Source organism: Arthrobacter sp. BI5, from assembly GCF_056680065.1.
The window spans coordinates 2,334,553-2,350,789 of record NZ_CM155264.1 but is presented as its reverse complement, the minus strand read 5'-3'; the positions used below and the strand labels follow the sequence as shown (position 1 = coordinate 2,350,789).

At 67.1% G+C, this 16,237-nt stretch carries 14 protein-coding genes and 2 tRNA genes; 14 read left to right on the top strand and 2 right to left on the bottom strand.

Translation table 11 applies throughout. From position 1 onward, the window contains the following. Window positions 1-26: 26 nt before the first annotated feature. The 3 genes from AC1MED_RS10655 to AC1MED_RS10645 all read left to right on the top strand — a co-directional run bounded on the left by AC1MED_RS10655 (window position 27) and on the right by AC1MED_RS10645 (window position 2,524). Window positions 27-1,028 carry a hypothetical protein gene (locus AC1MED_RS10655; protein WP_479783258.1) on the top strand — a complete coding sequence of 334 codons (1,002 nt, stop codon included), beginning with the start codon at window positions 27-29 and terminating at the stop codon, window positions 1,026-1,028. Between the two features lie 72 nt (window positions 1,029-1,100). Next, window positions 1,101-1,595 (top strand): ribose-5-phosphate isomerase, encoded by a 495-nt coding sequence (locus AC1MED_RS10650; RefSeq protein WP_479780617.1) that lies wholly within the window; start codon window positions 1,101-1,103, stop codon window positions 1,593-1,595. Then, the gene (locus tag AC1MED_RS10645; RefSeq protein ID WP_479783257.1) at window positions 1,595-2,524 is read left to right on the top strand and encodes an Fpg/Nei family DNA glycosylase; all 930 of its coding nucleotides are present in this window, start codon (window positions 1,595-1,597) and stop codon (window positions 2,522-2,524) included. The genes AC1MED_RS10650 and AC1MED_RS10645 overlap by 1 nt, the downstream gene beginning before the upstream one ends. Before the next feature lie 54 nt (window positions 2,525-2,578). On the opposite strand, the gene AC1MED_RS10640 is transcribed toward AC1MED_RS10645, so the two are convergent. Next, window positions 2,579-2,652, bottom strand: a tRNA-Gly gene (locus tag AC1MED_RS10640). Window positions 2,653-2,783: 131 nt separating this feature from the next. Here AC1MED_RS10640 and AC1MED_RS10635 point away from each other — a divergent pair. The 8 genes from AC1MED_RS10635 to AC1MED_RS10600 all read left to right on the top strand — a co-directional run bounded on the left by AC1MED_RS10635 (window position 2,784) and on the right by AC1MED_RS10600 (window position 10,764). Next, window positions 2,784-2,858: transfer RNA gene (locus tag AC1MED_RS10635), tRNA-Pro, on the top strand. Window positions 2,859-2,926: 68 nt separating this feature from the next. Next, window positions 2,927-4,339 carry a trigger factor gene (gene tig, locus AC1MED_RS10630; protein WP_479783256.1) on the top strand — a complete coding sequence of 471 codons (1,413 nt, stop codon included), beginning with the start codon at window positions 2,927-2,929 and terminating at the stop codon, window positions 4,337-4,339. 246 nt (window positions 4,340-4,585) lie between these two features. Continuing rightward, a complete protein-coding gene (locus AC1MED_RS10625; RefSeq protein ID WP_175321079.1) occupies window positions 4,586-5,197 on the top strand; it encodes an ATP-dependent Clp protease proteolytic subunit in 612 nt (203 codons plus the stop codon). Between the two features lie 38 nt (window positions 5,198-5,235). Beyond that, entirely contained in the window at window positions 5,236-5,895 is a 660-nt protein-coding gene (locus AC1MED_RS10620) for an ATP-dependent Clp protease proteolytic subunit (protein ID WP_146338590.1), read from the top strand. Between the two features lie 220 nt (window positions 5,896-6,115). After that, on the top strand, window positions 6,116-7,396 hold the full coding sequence (gene clpX, locus AC1MED_RS10615) for an ATP-dependent Clp protease ATP-binding subunit ClpX (protein ID WP_346960900.1): 1,281 nt from the start codon (window positions 6,116-6,118) through the stop codon (window positions 7,394-7,396). 141 nt (window positions 7,397-7,537) lie between these two features. Then, a complete protein-coding gene (locus AC1MED_RS10610) occupies window positions 7,538-8,155 on the top strand; it encodes a mycothiol-dependent nitroreductase Rv2466c family protein (RefSeq protein ID WP_479783255.1) in 618 nt (205 codons plus the stop codon). A gap of 387 nt (window positions 8,156-8,542) precedes the next feature. Then, window positions 8,543-10,372 carry a glycoside hydrolase family 15 protein gene (locus tag AC1MED_RS10605; protein WP_479783254.1) on the top strand — a complete coding sequence of 610 codons (1,830 nt, stop codon included), beginning with the start codon at window positions 8,543-8,545 and terminating at the stop codon, window positions 10,370-10,372. Window positions 10,373-10,434: 62 nt separating this feature from the next. Further along, window positions 10,435-10,764 carry a putative quinol monooxygenase gene (locus AC1MED_RS10600; protein WP_479783253.1) on the top strand — a complete coding sequence of 110 codons (330 nt, stop codon included), beginning with the start codon at window positions 10,435-10,437 and terminating at the stop codon, window positions 10,762-10,764. A gap of 87 nt (window positions 10,765-10,851) precedes the next feature. On the opposite strand, the gene valS is transcribed toward AC1MED_RS10600, so the two are convergent. After that, on the bottom strand, window positions 10,852-13,470 hold the full coding sequence (valS, locus tag AC1MED_RS10595) for a valine--tRNA ligase (RefSeq protein ID WP_479783252.1): 2,619 nt from the start codon (window positions 13,468-13,470) through the stop codon (window positions 10,852-10,854). A 64-nt stretch (window positions 13,471-13,534) separates the two neighbouring features. Here valS and AC1MED_RS10590 point away from each other — a divergent pair, with 64 nt between their 5' ends. From AC1MED_RS10590 to AC1MED_RS10580, 3 genes are all read left to right on the top strand, one after another. Continuing rightward, complete coding sequence (locus AC1MED_RS10590; RefSeq protein WP_479783251.1) at window positions 13,535-13,903, top strand: DUF488 domain-containing protein; 369 nt, start codon at window positions 13,535-13,537, stop codon at window positions 13,901-13,903. Window positions 13,904-13,929: 26 nt separating this feature from the next. Beyond that, window positions 13,930-14,709, top strand: a complete 780-nt coding sequence (locus tag AC1MED_RS10585; RefSeq protein WP_479783250.1) for an SDR family oxidoreductase — start codon at window positions 13,930-13,932, stop codon at window positions 14,707-14,709. 186 nt (window positions 14,710-14,895) lie between these two features. Beyond that, on the top strand, window positions 14,896-15,981 hold the full coding sequence (locus AC1MED_RS10580) for a glycerophosphodiester phosphodiesterase (RefSeq protein ID WP_479783249.1): 1,086 nt from the start codon (window positions 14,896-14,898) through the stop codon (window positions 15,979-15,981). Window positions 15,982-16,237 lie beyond the last annotated feature (256 nt).

The following is a 16,237-nucleotide window of genomic DNA, read 5'->3' as shown; positions in this document are numbered from 1 at the left end:
CCTCCGGCAGGGGTAGCGTTGGAGCTATGGGAAAGATCCGGGATTCCGTTGACGTCAGGGCCCTGCGCTTCGCCGTAGGCTTCCCGCTGATGCTGGCCGCCGCCTTCGTGGCCTGCGCGCTGCTGATCCGCGCGGACCTGCCCGAGCCGCTGGCCGTGCGCTGGACCGACGCCGGCGCCGCTGACTTTGCGCCCTTCGGGGCCGTGGTGGGGGTTGGCGCGGTCCTGATTGTGTTGGTCGGCTGGGCGGTCCTGCTCCAGGCGGCGCCGCTGTCGCGGCCGGCCATGATGCGCCGGTTCATGATGGGCGCCGGGCTGGCCGTGAGCCTTTTCGTCACCACCGTCCTCGCCGCTGTGCTGGTGGGCCAGCTCGGCCTGGCCGACGCCCGGGAATCCCGCGTGGACGTGGCCGTCCTGGCCATGGGCAGCGGAGCGGCGCTGGGGCTCGGGGTAGTGATGGGATTCGTGTTCAAGGCGGACGAGCGGTGGTCCTCCGACGACGAACGGGCCGTGCAGGCGGCGCTCGAACGGGAACTGGACCCCGATCTGGCCGGCGATTCGGTCAGCCTCTGGGTCCACGCCCGCAGCTCGGTCTTTGTCATGTTGGGGATTGCAACGCTGTTTCCCGCGGCCCTGCTCACCGTCGCCGTGCCGTGGCTGGCCGCGCTCCTGGTGGCGGTCGCGCTGCTGGCCGCCGTGTTCCTGTTTGCCCGTATCCGGGTGGACCGCAGCGGCCTGCGGGTATTTGCCGCCGGGTTCGTCCGGGTCATGGATGTCCCCGCCGCCGCGATTGACTCGGCGACGCCGAAAGAGGTCAAGGCCGCCGACTACGGTGGTTGGGGCTACCGCAGCCACGGCAGCACAACGGCGATGCTGGTCAGCAGCGGCCCGGCCGTCGTCGTCGACCGTTCCGACGGCCGCCGGCTGGCGGTAAGCGGCGGCAGCGCCACGACGGCGGACAATGTGGCGCAGGTGCTGTCCCGCGTGGCGGCCCGGGCGCGCCGCAACGGCGGGGCGCCGGCGGCCTAGCCCTAGTAGGCTGGGCAGAGCCCTGATCAGCAGCGCCGAGAGTCCGCCGGCGCCCCAAAGAACGGATACGCCGTGACCACTGCCCCGGATTTCCCGCGCGTTCACATCGCCACCGACCACGCCGGCATGGAACTCAGTGCCCACCTGGTGGGCCACCTCAGCGCGAAGGGCTACGACGTGGTGGACCATGGCCCCAAGGTCTACGACGCGCTGGACGACTACCCCTCCTTCTGCATCAACGCGGCGCGCGCCGTGGTGGCGGACCAGGAGGCCGGCACCCCCGCGCTGGGCATCGTCCTGGGCGGCTCCGGCAACGGCGAGCAGATCGCGGCCAACAAGGTCAAGGGGGTGCGCGCCGCCCTGGCCTGGAACCTGTCCACCGCCAAACTGGCCCGGGAGCACAACGACGCCAACGTGGTGGCGGTCGGCGGGCGCCAGCACAGCGTCGATGAGGCCACCGCGATCATTGAGGCCTTCCTTACCGAGCCCTTCAGCAATGACGAGCGGCACATCCGTCGGATCGGCAAGATCGCCACCTACGAGGCCACCGGCGAGGTCGTCGAGTAGTGCCGGAAGGGCATTCGGTCCACCGGCTGGCCCGCCAGTTCGCCGACGTCTTCGCGGGGGAGCGGCTCGCCGTGTCCAGCCCGCAGGGACGTTTCGCACCGGGCGCGGCGCTGCTGGACGGCCACGTCCTCACCGGGTCCGTGGCGCACGGGAAGCACCTGTTCCTCGGCTTCGAGCACGGACTGGTCCTGCATGTGCACCTGGGGCTGTACGGTGCGTGGGACTTCGGCGGGGACGCGGCTTTCCGCGGGGCCTCCAGCATCGGCGCGCCCCGGAAGATCGGGGAGCGGGAAGTCCACAGCGACGGCCCGGACCCCGTGTACGCGGGTCCGCCCGCCCCGGTGGGTGCCGTCCGGGTGCGGCTGGCCAGTGGCCACGGCTGGGCCGACCTGCGCGGGGCCACCACCTGCGAGACACTGACCGGCGTCGAGGTCGATGCGGTGATGGCGCGGTTGGGGCCGGACCCGTTGCGCAACCTCCCCGGTGACCGGGACACCTTCATTGCCGCGCTGGCGAAAAAGCGCACCCCGCTGGCCACGCTGCTGATGGACCAGAAGGTGATTGCCGGCGTCGGGAACGTCTACCGGGCCGAACTGCTGTTCCGGCAGCGGCTGGACCCCTGGCTGCCGGGAACGTCACTGCCGGTGGAGGCCGCCGGCCAGCTCTGGGACGACACCGTTGCGATGATGTCCGACGGCGTCCGCGACGGCCGGATCATCACCACGCCCCCGCGCTACTGGACCGGGCCCGACGGCGGGGATGGGCACGGTGACGGGGAGGGGCACGGCGGCAAGCTGCCGGCCCCGGAGGAGGCGCACTTCGTCTACCGGCGCCAGGGCCTGGACTGCCGCGACTGCGGCACGGCCGTGGCACTGACGGAACACGCCGCCCGCAAGCTTTACTGGTGCCCGGCTTGCCAGGGCTCCTGATGGATGGGCACGAAAAAAGCCCCTCCGGAGAGGGGCCCTGGCTTCGTCATATTCTGGAGGGGACGACGGGAATCGAACCCGCGTAATCAGTTTGGAAGACTGAGGCTTTACCATTAAGCTACGTCCCCGGGAATTTGCTGGAACTTCAGCAAAACTTCCGGGCGGCTGTTGAAGCCGGATACAACTAAACCCAATTCAGGCCCCCAGTGTCAAATGTGCAAATCAGCACAGTATGACCGTAGACTGTTCTGTGCACTTACGGGGTGTAGCTCAGCTTGGCTAGAGCGCCTGCTTTGGGAGCAGGAAGTCGCAGGTTCAAATCCTGTCACCCCGACTCTGCAGCAACTGCCAGATAAGTGGCGTTGCAGAACCCCATCCCCCAAAACCAGGAGTACTTAGACTGTGAAGAGCGCTGTCGAGAACCTCACCCCCACGCGGGTAAAGCTCAATGTTGAGGTCCCCTTTGAGGAATTGAAGCCCAGCATCGCAGAGGCATACAAGACTGTTGCTTCGCAGATCCAGGTTCCCGGGTTCCGCAAGGGCAAAGTCCCCTCCAAGCTCATTGACCAGCGCGTCGGCCGCGGCTACGTCCTGGAAACGGCCATTAACGAAGGCCTCAACGGCTGGTACCAGGCCGCCGTGCAGGAAACCGGCATCCGCCCGCTGAGCCGTCCCGAGGTTGAAATCACCGAGGTCCCGGACCCGTCCGCCACCGACGGCGAACTGAAGTTCCACGCCGAGGTCGACATCCGCCCCGAGATCGAGCTCCCGGACTACTCCGGCATCAAGGTTGAGGTTGCCGCTGCCGAGTCCTCCGACGCCGACGTCGACAAGGCCCTCGACGAGCTCCGCGGCCGCTTCGGCACGCTCAAGTCCGTGGACCGCCCCGCCGCCGACGGTGACTTCCTCACCATCGACATCACCGCCACGATCGACGGCGCCGAGGTTGACTCCGCGTCCGGCCTGTCCTACCAGGTAGGCGCCGGCACCATGCTCGAAGGCCTGGACGAAGCCGTCACCGGCCTCAGCGCCGACGAGGACGCCATCTTCGACACCACCCTCGTGGGCGGCGACCACGCCGGCGAATCCGCGCAGGTCAAGGTTGTTGTCAAGGCCGTCAAGGAGCGCGAGCTCCCCGAGGCCAACGACGACTTCGCCCAGCTGGCCTCCGAGTTCGACACCCTGGCCGAGCTCCGCGAGGACCTCGCCAAGCAGGCCGCCGACTCCAAGACCGTCGAGCAGGGCGTCGAGGCCCGCGACAAGGTTCTGGACAAGCTCGTCGAGCTCGTTGAGGTTCCGGTTCCGGAATCCGTCGTCGAAGAGCAGCTTGAGCAGCACTTCAGCGCCGAGAACTCCCACGGTGAAGGCGAGCACGACACCGAGGAGCACCGCGCCGAGGTCAAGGCCAACACCGAACGGGCCTTCCAGAACGAGGTCATCCTTGACGCCATCGCCGAAAAGGAAGAAGTCAACGTCACTCAGAACGAGCTGATCGACTACATCGTGACCACCGCCAGCCAGTACGGCATGGATCCGAACCAGTTCGCGCAGATCATCGATCAGAGCGGCCAGGTCCCCATGATGGTTTCCGAGGTCCGCCGCCGCAAGGCACTCGCCGTGGTCCTTGGCCAGGCCGAGGTCACCGACACTGAGGGCAACAAGATTGACCTCAGCGACTTCGTCCGCCCCGGCGGTGAAGAGGCTTCTTTCGAAGCCGAGTCCGCCGAGGCATCCGAGGAAGCAGCCGAGCCGTCCGACGACGCGGCAGCCACCGAAGCGCCGAAGAACGACGACCCCGCGGCCGTGAAGTTCTAGCACCCGCGGTCCCCGCAGTTCCTGCCCGCACCCCCGGATCACCGATCCGGGGGTGCGGCTTTTTAAGCCCGCGATGAACGCCCCGGGGCAAACGTGCGCCGTCAGCGAACAGCCCTGTGCCTGAGCACAAAGGAGCCGGGAAAACCGTTAGTGTCCATGTAGGAAAGTTCAGTGATGCCGTCCAGTGGCGTCACCGTCGCCAGCGAGAGGTAAGTACACATGTCACAGCAAGCAGGGGCACCCCGGATGGCTACCGTCGATCCGGCAGCCCAGGATAACTACATTTACAACCGCCTGCTGAAAGAGCGCATCATCTGGCTCGGCTCCGAGGTCCGTGACGAGAACGCCAACGCGATCTGCTCGCAGCTGCTGCTGCTCTCGGCCGAGAACCCCGAGAAGGACATCTACCTCTACATCAACTCGCCCGGCGGCTCCGTCACCGCCGGCATGGCCATCTACGACACGATGCAGTTCATCCCGAACGACGTCGTCACCGTGGCCACCGGGCTGGCCGCCTCGATGGGCCAGTTCTTGCTCTCCTCCGGCACCAAGGGCAAGCGCTACGCCACCCCGAACGCCCGCATCCTGATGCACCAGCCCTCCGGCGGCATCGGCGGCACCGCCTCGGACATCAAGATCCAGGCCGAGCTGATCCTGCACATGAAGAAGGTCATGGCCGAACTGACGGCCGAACAGACCGGACAGACCGTGGAGACCATCCTCAAGGACAACGACCGCGACAAGTGGTTCACGGCGCCCGAAGCCCTGGAATACGGCTTCTTCGACAAGATCGCGGCGCACGCCGGGTCCGTGGCAGGTGGCGGCGGGACCAACGCCGACGCCGGCACCGAAAACTAACCGGCACGCAGACAGAACCGACTTCAGGAGCAAAGAACATGAACTACAACTTCGGATCGACTGCCGGTAACCTGCCGAGCAGCCGCTACGTGCTGCCGCAGTTTGAAGAGCGCACCCCCTACGGCTTCAAGCGCCAGGACCCTTACACCAAGCTGTTCGAGGACCGCATCATCTTCCTGGGCGTCCAGGTCGACGACGCCTCCGCCGACGACGTGATGGCCCAGCTGCTGGTGCTCGAGTCCACCGACCCGGACCGGGACATCACGCTCTACATCAACTCCCCGGGCGGTTCCTTCACTGCCATGACGGCGATCTACGACACGATGCAGTACATCCGCCCGGAGATCCAGACGGTCTGCCTCGGCCAGGCCGCCAGCGCGGCCGCCGTACTGCTCGCCGCCGGTACCCCGGGCAAGCGCCTGGCCCTGCCGAACGCACGCGTCCTGATCCACCAGCCCGCCCTTTCCGGCGGCCAGGGCGGGCAGGCCTCCGACCTGGAGATCCAGGCCGCTGAGGTCATGCGGATGCGCTCCTGGCTCGAGGACACGCTGGCCAAGCACTCCGGCCGCACTTCGGAGCAGGTCAACAACGACATCGAACGCGACAAGATCCTCACGGCCGCCGAGGCCATGAGCTACGGCCTGATCGACCAGGTGCTTGATTCCCGCAAGATCAAGCCGCAGGCGATCACGAAGTAACGACCGGGCAGCGTGATCCACGGTTAAAACACGACGCCGGTGCGGCTCAGCAGAAATGGGCCGCACCGGCGTCTTCTTTCCACCCATCAGGCCTAAAGTGACCTAGAGTGGAAGTTGTCACGGCTTGCCTCCCGCGAGGAACGTCCGTGATTCCAGTAACGGGTGCAGCGCTGCACAGGAGCACGACCCAGCCGGCAGCAAGATAATAAGGGGTTCACATATGGCTCGGATTGGCGAGAGCACCGATCTGCTGAAGTGTTCTTTCTGCGGAAAGAGCCAGAAGCAGGTCCGCAAGCTCATTGCCGGGCCCGGCGTCTACATCTGCGACGAGTGCATTGAACTCTGCAACGAGATCATTGAAGAAGAACTCGCCGAAGTAGCTGACCTGGGTAGCTTCGAGCTGCCCAAGCCCCGCGAAATCTTCGACTTCCTGCAGGAATACGTCATCGGCCAGGAGCCCGCCAAGCGCTCTCTCGCCGTCGCCGTCTACAACCACTACAAGCGGATCCAGGCCGGCCACGCCCCCAAGAGCGGCACGCTGGCCGAAGGCGGCCACCACGATGACGTAGAGATCGCCAAGTCCAACATCCTGCTGATCGGCCCCACCGGCTGCGGCAAGACCTACCTGGCACAGACCCTCGCCCGGCGCCTCAACGTCCCGTTCGCCGTCGCGGACGCCACCGCCCTGACCGAAGCCGGCTACGTCGGCGAGGACGTCGAGAACATCCTGCTCAAGCTGATCCAGGCCGCGGACTACGACGTCAAGAAGGCCGAACAGGGCATCATCTACATCGACGAGATCGACAAGATTTCGCGCAAGAGCGAAAACCCCTCCATCACCCGGGATGTCTCGGGCGAAGGCGTGCAGCAGGCACTGCTGAAAATTCTCGAAGGCACGGTCGCCTCGGTCCCGCCGCAGGGCGGACGCAAGCACCCGCACCAGGAATTCATCCAGATCGACACCACCAATGTCCTCTTCATTGTCGCCGGCGCCTTCGCCGGACTGGAGGAGATCATCGGTTCACGCTCCGGCCGCAAGGGCATCGGGTTCGGCGCCCCGCTGAACGAGGTCAAGAACAACGCGGATTCCTACGGCGAGGTTATGCCCGAAGACCTGTTGAAGTTCGGCCTCATCCCCGAATTCATCGGCCGGCTCCCGGTCATCACCACCGTGTCCAACCTGGACCGGCCGGCGCTGATCCAGATCCTCTCCACGCCCAAGAACGCGCTGGTCAAGCAGTACCAGAAGATGTTCCAGCTCGACGGCGTTGAGCTGGTCTTCGAGGACGAAGCCCTGGACCTGATCGCTGACCAGGCCCTCGAACGCGGCACCGGCGCCCGCGGCCTCCGCGCCATCATGGAGGAAGTCCTGCTGCCGGTGATGTTCGACCTGCCGAGCCGCGACGACGTTGCCAGCGTGGTCATCACCGAGGACGTCGTCGCCAAGAAGGCGGCGCCCACCATGATCGCCCACGACGTGAAACGGCGTAAGTCTGCCTGATCCGGGCAGCGCACGTGCGGAGCAGCCGGAATAAATCCGCCGGGCACGCCGCTGTGCGTAAGTGATGCCCCGTGCCTGCCGTGGCAATAGCCGCCCGAAAGCCGCGTGGCAGCTCCCCGAACACGCCTAAAGGAGAACCCTGTGCCCGAAACGACGACGAATAAAGCAGACTTCTGGTTCGACCCCATGTGCCCCTTCGCCTGGGTGACCTCGCGCTGGATCTCCGAGGTGGAAAACGTCCGGGACATCAAGACTGAATGGCACGTGATGAGCCTGGCGGTCCTGAACGAGGGACGCGACGAACTTCCGGCCGACTACAAGGATTTCCTGGTCAAGGCTTGGGCGCCTGTCCGGGTGATCGTGGCCGCCGCCGAGAAGCACGGCGCCGAGTACATCAAGCCCCTCTACGACGCCATGGGCACCAAGATCCACAATGAAGACAACAAGGACATCGACGAGGTCATTGCCAAGTCGCTGGCCGAGGTAGGCCTGCCGGCAGAGCTCGCGGCCGCCGGCCAGGGCGATGAGTTCGACGCCCAGCTGCGCTCCAGCCACGACGCCGGCATCTCGCTGGTCGGCCAGGACGTCGGAACCCCGGTGGTCGCCTTCAACGGCACCGCCTTCTTCGGCCCCGTCCTCACCCGCATCCCCCGCGGCGAAGACGCCGGCAAGCTCTGGGATGCCAGCGTCGCCCTGGCCTCCTTCCCGTACTTCTTCGAACTCAAGCGCAGCCGCACCGAGAGCCCTGTTTTCACCTAGGCGCCGGTCCCGGCCGGACGCGCCAAGGGCCCTGGATAAACTACTGCTGTGTAGTTCATCCGGGGCCCTTGTGCATCCGGAACAGCGGGAGAACAATGGATCTTACCCACTTCGAAAGAAGCGGGACGCAGGAACCAAAGATTCAGTGACACTCATCCGACGCAGCCTTCGGCAAAGTCAGATGATGGCTACCAGTGACGAGGTAGGAAGACCTGAAATTCCAAGGATCCCGCCAGATTACCTAAGACGTCACGCGGTAATCGAAAAGTCGAAGCCCCACCAACCGCAAAAAGCTGATGGGGCTTCCCCTTTGCCCAAAAACTATGCGGCCCAAAAAGCTGCGTGCCCCCAACGCTGCAGGCCACAATTGCTCCAGGGTGGTGAGCCGTGAGCACCGAACCCATCGCAAACTACGCGTTGCTGTCCGACTGCTGGTCGGCCGCGCTGGTCAGCGCCGCAGGCTCCGTGGACTGGCTCTGCTTCCCGCGCTTCGACAGTCCCTCGGTTTTCGGCCGGCTCCTGGGCGAGGACGCCTGGTTCTGGTCCATCCGGCCGGTCGGCCCGCACTCGACCACCCGGCGGTACGTGGGCCCCTCCATGGTCCTGGAGTCGCTGCACACCACCGCCCACGGCCAGCTCGCCGTCAGCGACGCCCTGGCCCTCGGCTCCGGCCGGCGCGGCCACGACCTCGGCCAGGCGTCACCCGGCACGTTGCTGCGCCAGCTCGCCTGCACCGCGGGCACCGTGGAGGTCGAGGTCAGTTTTGCGCCGCGGCCTAGCTACGGCCTCATCTGCCCGGCGCTGCACAACGTCGACGGAGGCGTCCTGGTGCACGCAGGAGCGGAGGACCTCGCCTTGTCCACCCCGGTGCCCTTCGAGCTCGACGGCGGCACGGCCCGCGCCGTCGTGCGCCTGGCCGCCGGGGACGTTGTTGGCTTCGCCCTGCACCGCCAGCGCGGCGACGGTGAGGAGCCGGTGCTGTGGAGCCAGCAGGAGACGGCGCACCGGCTTGCCGACACCATCGAGGGCTGGACCAGCTGGTCCGGCATCCACCAGAACTACCGCGGCCGCTGGCAGGAGCTGGTGCACGGCAGCGGCCGGGTCCTGCAGGCCCTGAGCTACTATCCTTCCGGCGCCATCGTGGCGGCTCCTACCACCTCGTTGCCCGAGGTGGCCGGCGGCACCCGCAACTGGGACTACCGCTATACCTGGGTGCGGGACGCCAGCATGACGTTGCAGGCGCTCTGGGTGGCGGCCTGTCCGGACGAGGCGGGGAAGTTCTTCCAGTTCCTCGCATCCGCCGCCGCCCGCCAGTTCGCCGGCGGAGAGGAACTGCAGATCATGTACGGGATCGGCGGCGAGCGGGATCTGCCCGAACGGGTGCTGGACCACCTGCCCGGCTGGCGGTCAAGTGCACCGGTGCGGGTCGGCAACGGCGCTTGGAATCAGCGGCAGCTCGACGTTTACGGCGAGTTGCTGGACGCGGCCGCGACCATGCCGGAATTCCTGGCGGAGCTGGCGCCGGAAACCCTGAGGTTCCTCGCCGACGCGGCCGACGCCGCCGTGGCCCGCTGGCGTAGCCCCGACCAGGGGATCTGGGAGGTCCGCGGCGAACCACGGCACTACCTGTATTCCAAGCTGATGTGTTGGGTGGCGGTGGACCGCGCCATTACCCTCGCCGGGGTGCTGGGCACCGCGGACCGGGTGCCGGGCTGGACGGACGCCCGGGAGCAGATCGCAGACTCCATCCGCGCCCACGGCTGGAATGAGGCCGCCGGCGCCTACACCCAGGCGTACGGAGCCGAACAACTCGACGCCTCAGCCCTGATGCTGGGGATTGTGGGGTTCCTGCCGGCGGGCGATCCGCGGTTCCTGGCCACGGTCGAGGCGATAGAGCAGCGGCTCACCGACGGCCGCGGCCTGGTCTACCGCTACCACGGCGACGACGGCCTGCCGGGGGAGGAAGGCGCGTTCCTGCTCTGTACCTTCTGGCTCGCGCACGCCCTCGCCCTGGCCGGACTGACGGAGCGAGCCACGGCCGTCTTCGAGCGTGCCGCCGGATTCGCGACCGGCCTGGGACTGATGGCAGAGGAAGTAGCGCCGGATAGCCGGGAACTGCTGGGCAACTTCCCGCAGGCCTTCAGCCACATCGGCTTGGTCAACGCGGCCTGGGCCATCAGCGAAGCTGAACGGCGGTCCCGCGGATCCGCTACGTAATAACGGCAAAGGACCGGAGCGGCTTCGAGGGAACAAGTCCGGAAGCGCCGCTGTTGCTTCCAGTGAGCAACCCGACCACCCGCGAACATTGGAGCGCCATGCCCGTCACAGCCCACCTTGACCTGACCCTCAAAACCGACGCCCTGCCCACGGCACCGGCCGTGCTCCGCGACATTCTCTCCGATACGCGGGCGTTCGATGGCTGCCTCGGTGTCGACGTCCTGGTCGACAAGAACGATCCGGCCCACCTCGTGGTGGTGGAACAATGGGCGTCGCTGGAGCACGACTCGGCCTACCGCGCCTGGCGGGCAGGCGACGGAGCGAGCGGGCTGGGGGAGCTCCTGGCCGCACCGCCGATCCTGACTCATTTTGAGACGTCCTTCGGTATCTAAGCCGGAGGACACAAAACGGAAGAGGGCCCTCCGCCCGGACTGAGCCGGGCGGGGGGCCCCCTTGGTGGTTCCGCGGTGGGGGGCGCCTTACGCCTGGGCGGGCTCCTCGGCAGGGGCGAGGACGACGTCGCGTACGGTCAGCTCGCCTTCCCCGGCCACCAGCGCCAGCTCACGCGCGTTGGCCGCGGCCTTGAGGTCGCCCAGCCCCGCCTTCAGCTGCGTGGTCAGCGACTCCGACGCCGTGATGGTCGCGGAGAGCACCTCGGTGCGCTGCTTGACCTTGGCCTCCGACTTGGCCTTGCGGATGCCGCCCAGCGCCGCCCCCACCGTGGCGAGCAGGGTGGTGTCGCCGTCGATCTCCACGGCGGCGGGCCACTGCGCGCGGTGCACCGAGCCGGTCCGCCACCAGCCCCAGACTTCCTCCGTCGCGAACGGCAGGAACGGGGCGAAGAGCCGCAGCAAGGTGTCCAGGCTGGTCGCCAGTGCGGCCAGCACAGACGCCTGCTGGGCTTCGCCGGCGGCACCGTAGGCGCGGTCCTTGATCAGTTCCACGTAATCGTCGGTGAAGTGCCAGAAGAAGCTCTCGGTGATCTGCAGCGCGCGGGCGTAGTCGTAGTTTTCAAACGCCTTGGTGGCCTGCTCGACTACGTCGGAAAGCTGCGCAAGCACGGCGCGGTCCAAGGGATTGGTCAGCACCGACAGATCGGAGGAGACCACAGAGTCCTCCGTGGCGCCCAGGTTCAGCACGAACTTGGAGGCGTTCAGCAGCTTGATCGCCAGGCGACGGCCGATCTTCATCTGCGCAATCTCGTAGGCGGTGTCCGCGCCGAGCTTGGCCGAGGCCGCCCAGTAACGGACCGCGTCCGAGCCGTATTCGTTGAGCACGTCGGTCGGGACAATCACGTTGCCCTTGGATTTGGACATCTTCTTGCGGTCCGGGTCCAGGATCCAGCCGGAGATGGCAGCATGCTTCCAGGGCGCGACGTCCTGCAGGGCATCGGCACGGACGGCGGTGGAGAACAACCAGGTCCGGATGATGTCGTGGGCCTGGGGGCGCACGTCGAACGGGAAGACCTTGGCAAAGAGCGCCTCGTCGGTGCTCCAGCCGCCCACGATCTGCGGGGTCAGTGACGAGGTGGCCCAGGTGTCCAGGACGTCGGCGTCGCCGGTGAAGCCGCCAGGCATGTCACGCTGGGCTTCCTCGTAGCCGGGTGCCGCGTCCGCGGCAGGGTCCACGGGAAGCTGTTCGTCGCCGGGCAGGATGGGCGCGTCGTAGTCCGGGTTGCCGTCGGCGTCGAGCGGATACCAGACCGGCACCGGCACGCCGAAGAACCGCTGCCGGGAGACCAGCCAGTCGCCGTTCAGGCCGGTAATCCAGTTCTCGTAGCGGGACCGCATGAAGGACGGGTGGAACTCGATCTCGTTGCCGCGGCCCACCAGGCGTTCGCGGCGTTCCTCATCGCGGCCGCCGTTGCGGATGTACCACTGGCGGGACGTGACGACCTCAAGGGGCTTGTCGCCCTTTTCGAAGAAGTTGACCGGGTGCATGATCTTTTTCGGTTCGCCGTCGAGCAACTCTGCGGCGGTGAGAAGTTCCACCACGCCTTCCTTGGCGCTGAACACGGTCTTGCCGGCGATTGCCTCGAACGCCGCGCGGCCTTCCGCAGATGTGATCCAATCCGGGGTTTCGCCGATGATCCGGCCGTCGCGGCCCACGATCGCGCGGGTGGGCAGCTGCAGTTCGCGCCACCAGGTCACGTCCGTCAGGTCACCGAAGGTGCAGACCATCGCAATGCCGGAGCCCTTGTCCGCCTTCGCGAGCGGATGGGCCTTGACCTCCACCTCGACGCCGAACAGGGGAGAGGTCACCTTCTTGCCGAAGAGCGGCTGGTACCGCTCGTCGTCGGGGTTCGCCACCAGGGCCGCGCACGCGGCGAGCAGCTCGGGACGGGTGGTTTCAATGTAGATCTTCTCGCCGTCCTCGGTGAAGAACGGGTAGCGGTAGTAGGCGCCGGCGACCTCGCGGTCCTCCAGCTCCGCCTGGGCCACCGCGGTGCGGAAGGTGACGTCCCACAGCGTGGGGGCCTCCGCCATGTACGCGTCGCCCGCGGCCAGGTTGGCCAGGAAGGCCCGCTGTGAGATGGCCCGCGACTTGTCGTCGATGGTGCGGTAGGTCAGGTCCCAGTCGACGGACAGGCCGAGGGTCTGGAAGAGGTTCTCGAAGACCTTTTCGTCCTCGACGGCGAGTTCCTCGCAGAGTTCGATGAAGTTGCGGCGCGAGACGACGTCGAAATCGCGCTGGTTCTTGGCGGGTTCCGCCGGCGGTCGATACCCGGCGTCGTAGGGGATGGCCGGATCGCAGCGCACGCCGTAGTAGTTCTGCACCCGCCGCTCGGTGGGCAGGCCGTTGTCGTCCCAGCCCATCGGGTAGAAGACGTTCTTGCCGGTCATCCGCTGGTAGCGGGCCAGGACGTCGGTCTGGGTGTAGGAGAACATGTGCCCCACATGCAGCGACCCCGACGCCGTGGGCGGGGGAGTGTCGATCGAGTAGACCTGCTCCCGGGTGGTCTCCCGGTTGAACTTGTAGGTCCCTTCGTCAAGCCAGCGCCGGGTGAGGTCGGCTTCCAGCCCCTCGAGGGCGGGCTTGTCCGGAACGTTGATGGGGGCGGTGGTGGGCGTGTCTGTACCCTGCGTGTGTTCAGCCATGGGCTAATTCTTCCACTCTTTTTCAGCGCGTTTCGCAACCAGGCCCTGCAGTAGCATGCAGCAGATGCAGCAAAGTACCGAAAAGTTCGCAATCAAGCGCATTTACGACGAGGCCGCCGACGACGACGGCTGTCGGGTCTTGGTGGACCGGCTCTGGCCGCGCGGGGTCAGCAAGGAACGCGCGCAGCTGGACTTGTGGCTCAAGGAAGTGGCGCCCTCGCCGCCGTTGCGCACCGAATTCGCCCACATGCAGGAGCGGTTCGCGGACTTCCGCGCCGCCTATGAAGCGGAGCTGGAGTCCAACCCGGCCGTTGGCACCCTGCGGGACCTGGCGGCCCAGCACGGCAAGGTCACCCTGCTATTCGGCGCCAAAGACCCGGAGACCAACCACGCCCGGGTCCTGCTGGACTTCCTCGCGCACGGCAGGAAATGAACCGCTGATTCCCATAGGGTGGTGCCATGACTGAGGGAATCGATAACGCAGGAACTGCAAACACAGCAAAAGCGGCGGTCGTCACCGGCGCCAGCACCGGAATCGGCGAGGCCACCGTGCGCGCGCTCCGGCAGGAAGGCTGGACCGTCTTCGCCGTCGCCCGCCGCGCTGAACGGCTCGAGGCGCTCGCCGCCGCAACGGGCGCCGTGGCGGTTCCCGCCGACGTGACGGTCGACGCCGACGTGGCCCGGCTGGTGGAGGAGGTGACCCGCGCCGGCGGCATCGACACCCTGATCAACATCGCCGGCGGCGCCCGCGGCGCAGACAAGGTGGCCGAGGCCAAAACGGAGGACTGGCAGTGGATGTACGAGGTCAACGTCCTCGGCACCATGAAGCTCACCCGGGCGTTCCTGCCGATGCTGCGCGCCTGCGGTGAAGGGACCGTCCTGAACCTGACCTCGACGGCGGGCCTGTCCGCCTATGAGGGCGGCGGCGGGTATAACGCCGCGAAATTCGCGCAGCACGCCCTCACCGGGGCCCTGCGCCTGGAAGAGGCAGAGCACAACCTGCGCGTGATCGAGGTGGCCCCCGGCATGGTGCAGACCGAGGAGTTCTCGCTGAACCGGCTCGGCGACGCGGGCGCGGCGGACAAGGTCTACGCCGGCGTCGAGAAGCCCCTCACGGCCGCCGACGTCGCCGACGTCGTCCGTTTTGCGGTCGCCGCGCCGCACCACGTCAACCTGGACCAGATCGTGATCCGCCCGGTGGCGCAGGCATCCAACTTCAAGGTGATCCGGAAGGGCTAGGAGGCCCGGCTGCAGCAACGCCGGGGCGGGCCTTCCGCTCCGGCGGGCGTCCGGAGCCGGGCGGGGCGACTTTGGACGTTCACCCGGGCGTCGCCCGGCTGTCCCGAAGGGGTGGCCCGCCGTTCGCCGGCGCGGGGCAGCGTGGCAGGTGCAAACTGCACACCACCAGAGTGGAGATCTTTTCCCATGCGCACCCCCATGAAGCTTGGCGTCGCCGCACTCGGCGCAGCCCTGCTCCTCGCCTCCGCCGTCCCGGCCCAGGCAGCCGGCACGAACGCCGGCGGCACCTCCGCGGCCGGCCGCGACAACCATTTTGACCTTGAAGCCCACCGCGGCGGCATCGGCCTCACCGTGGAGTCAACCCTGGCGTCCTTCGCCAAGGGCCTTGAGACCGGAGTCTCAACCCTTGAACTCGACCTGCAGATCACCAAGGACGGCCGCGAGGTCATCACCCACGACCGCAAGATCAACGCGCAGAAGTGCGCCGACACGGCGCCGGTCAGCCCGAACGACCCCCAGTTCCCCTACGCGGGCAAGTACATCAAAGACCTCACCTTCGACCAGGTCCGCAGCCTGGACTGCGGCTCGCTCACCCAGCCGCAGTTCCCCGGCCAGCAGGCCTCACCGGGCGCGAAGATGCCCACCCTCGCCGAGGTGTTCGCGCTGGCGGACGCCCACCGCGCCAGCCAGGTCCGGTTCAATATCGAGACCAAGGTCGAGGCAGGGGCCCCGCAGGAGACGGCGCCGCGGGAACAGTTCGTAGACGTCGCACTGCGCGAAATCACCAAAGCGCACATGGAACAGCGCGTCTCTATCCAGAGCTTCGACTGGGGATCCCTGCGCCTGGTGCAGCAGCGCGCGCCGCAGATCCCTACGGTGGCCCTGACCAACAAGGACTTCCTGCAGGCCGGCCAGCCGGGCGCCTCGCCTTGGCTGGGCGGAATCGACTCCGACGACTTCGGCGGCGATCTGGTTGCCTCCGCCGCGTCGCTCGGCTTCGATGCGATCTCGCCGGTGCACGGGACACCTCAGAACGGCGCCGTCACGGACCCGGACTACGTCCCCTACGTCACCGCGGACATGGTGCAGCGTGCCCACGCTGCGGGCATGAAAGTCATCCCGTGGACCGTCGATGACAAGCCCACCATGCGCGCCCTGATCGGGACCGGCGTCGACGGGCTCATCACCGACTACCCGGACCGGCTCCGCGATGTGATGGCCGAGTCCGGCATGAAGCTGCCCAAGGCGTTTGCGCTGCAGCCCGGGAGCTAACCCCCCCCTGCGCCACCCCCGCGCCACTCCTGCGCAACCCCTCTCGACCGGTCTCGACCGGCCGCAGCCACGGCGGACGGCCCCCAACTACCCCGGGCTACCAGTAGCCCGGGGTAGTTTCCGGTAACATCGACGTATCAGCTTTGACCCGGCCATCACCGGTGAGCTTCCGGAAGAACGCCCCGGCGCGGCAAGTCGTAAGAAAGCCGCCGCACCAGGGTCGGTAGAACCGGACGGGTAAGCCCGTCACAGCAGT

Bases quoted from the DNA above. Each gene is read 5' to 3' on its own strand.
- AC1MED_RS10620 (WP_146338590.1), top strand. From the start codon at position 5,236: ATGAACTACAACTTCGGATCGACTGCCGGTAACCTGCCGAGCAGCCGC.
- AC1MED_RS10655 (WP_479783258.1), top strand. From the start codon at position 27: ATGGGAAAGATCCGGGATTCCGTTGACGTCAGGGCCCTGCGCTTCGCC.
- AC1MED_RS10590 (WP_479783251.1), top strand. From the start codon at position 13,535: ATGCAGCAAAGTACCGAAAAGTTCGCAATCAAGCGCATTTACGACGAG.
- AC1MED_RS10625 (WP_175321079.1), top strand. From the start codon at position 4,586: ATGGCTACCGTCGATCCGGCAGCCCAGGATAACTACATTTACAACCGC.
- AC1MED_RS10580 (WP_479783249.1), top strand. From the start codon at position 14,896: ATGCGCACCCCCATGAAGCTTGGCGTCGCCGCACTCGGCGCAGCCCTG.
- AC1MED_RS10585 (WP_479783250.1), top strand. From the start codon at position 13,930: ATGACTGAGGGAATCGATAACGCAGGAACTGCAAACACAGCAAAAGCG.
- clpX (WP_346960900.1), top strand. From the start codon at position 6,116: ATGGCTCGGATTGGCGAGAGCACCGATCTGCTGAAGTGTTCTTTCTGC.
- valS (WP_479783252.1), bottom strand. From the start codon at position 13,470: ATGGCTGAACACACGCAGGGTACAGACACGCCCACCACCGCCCCCATC.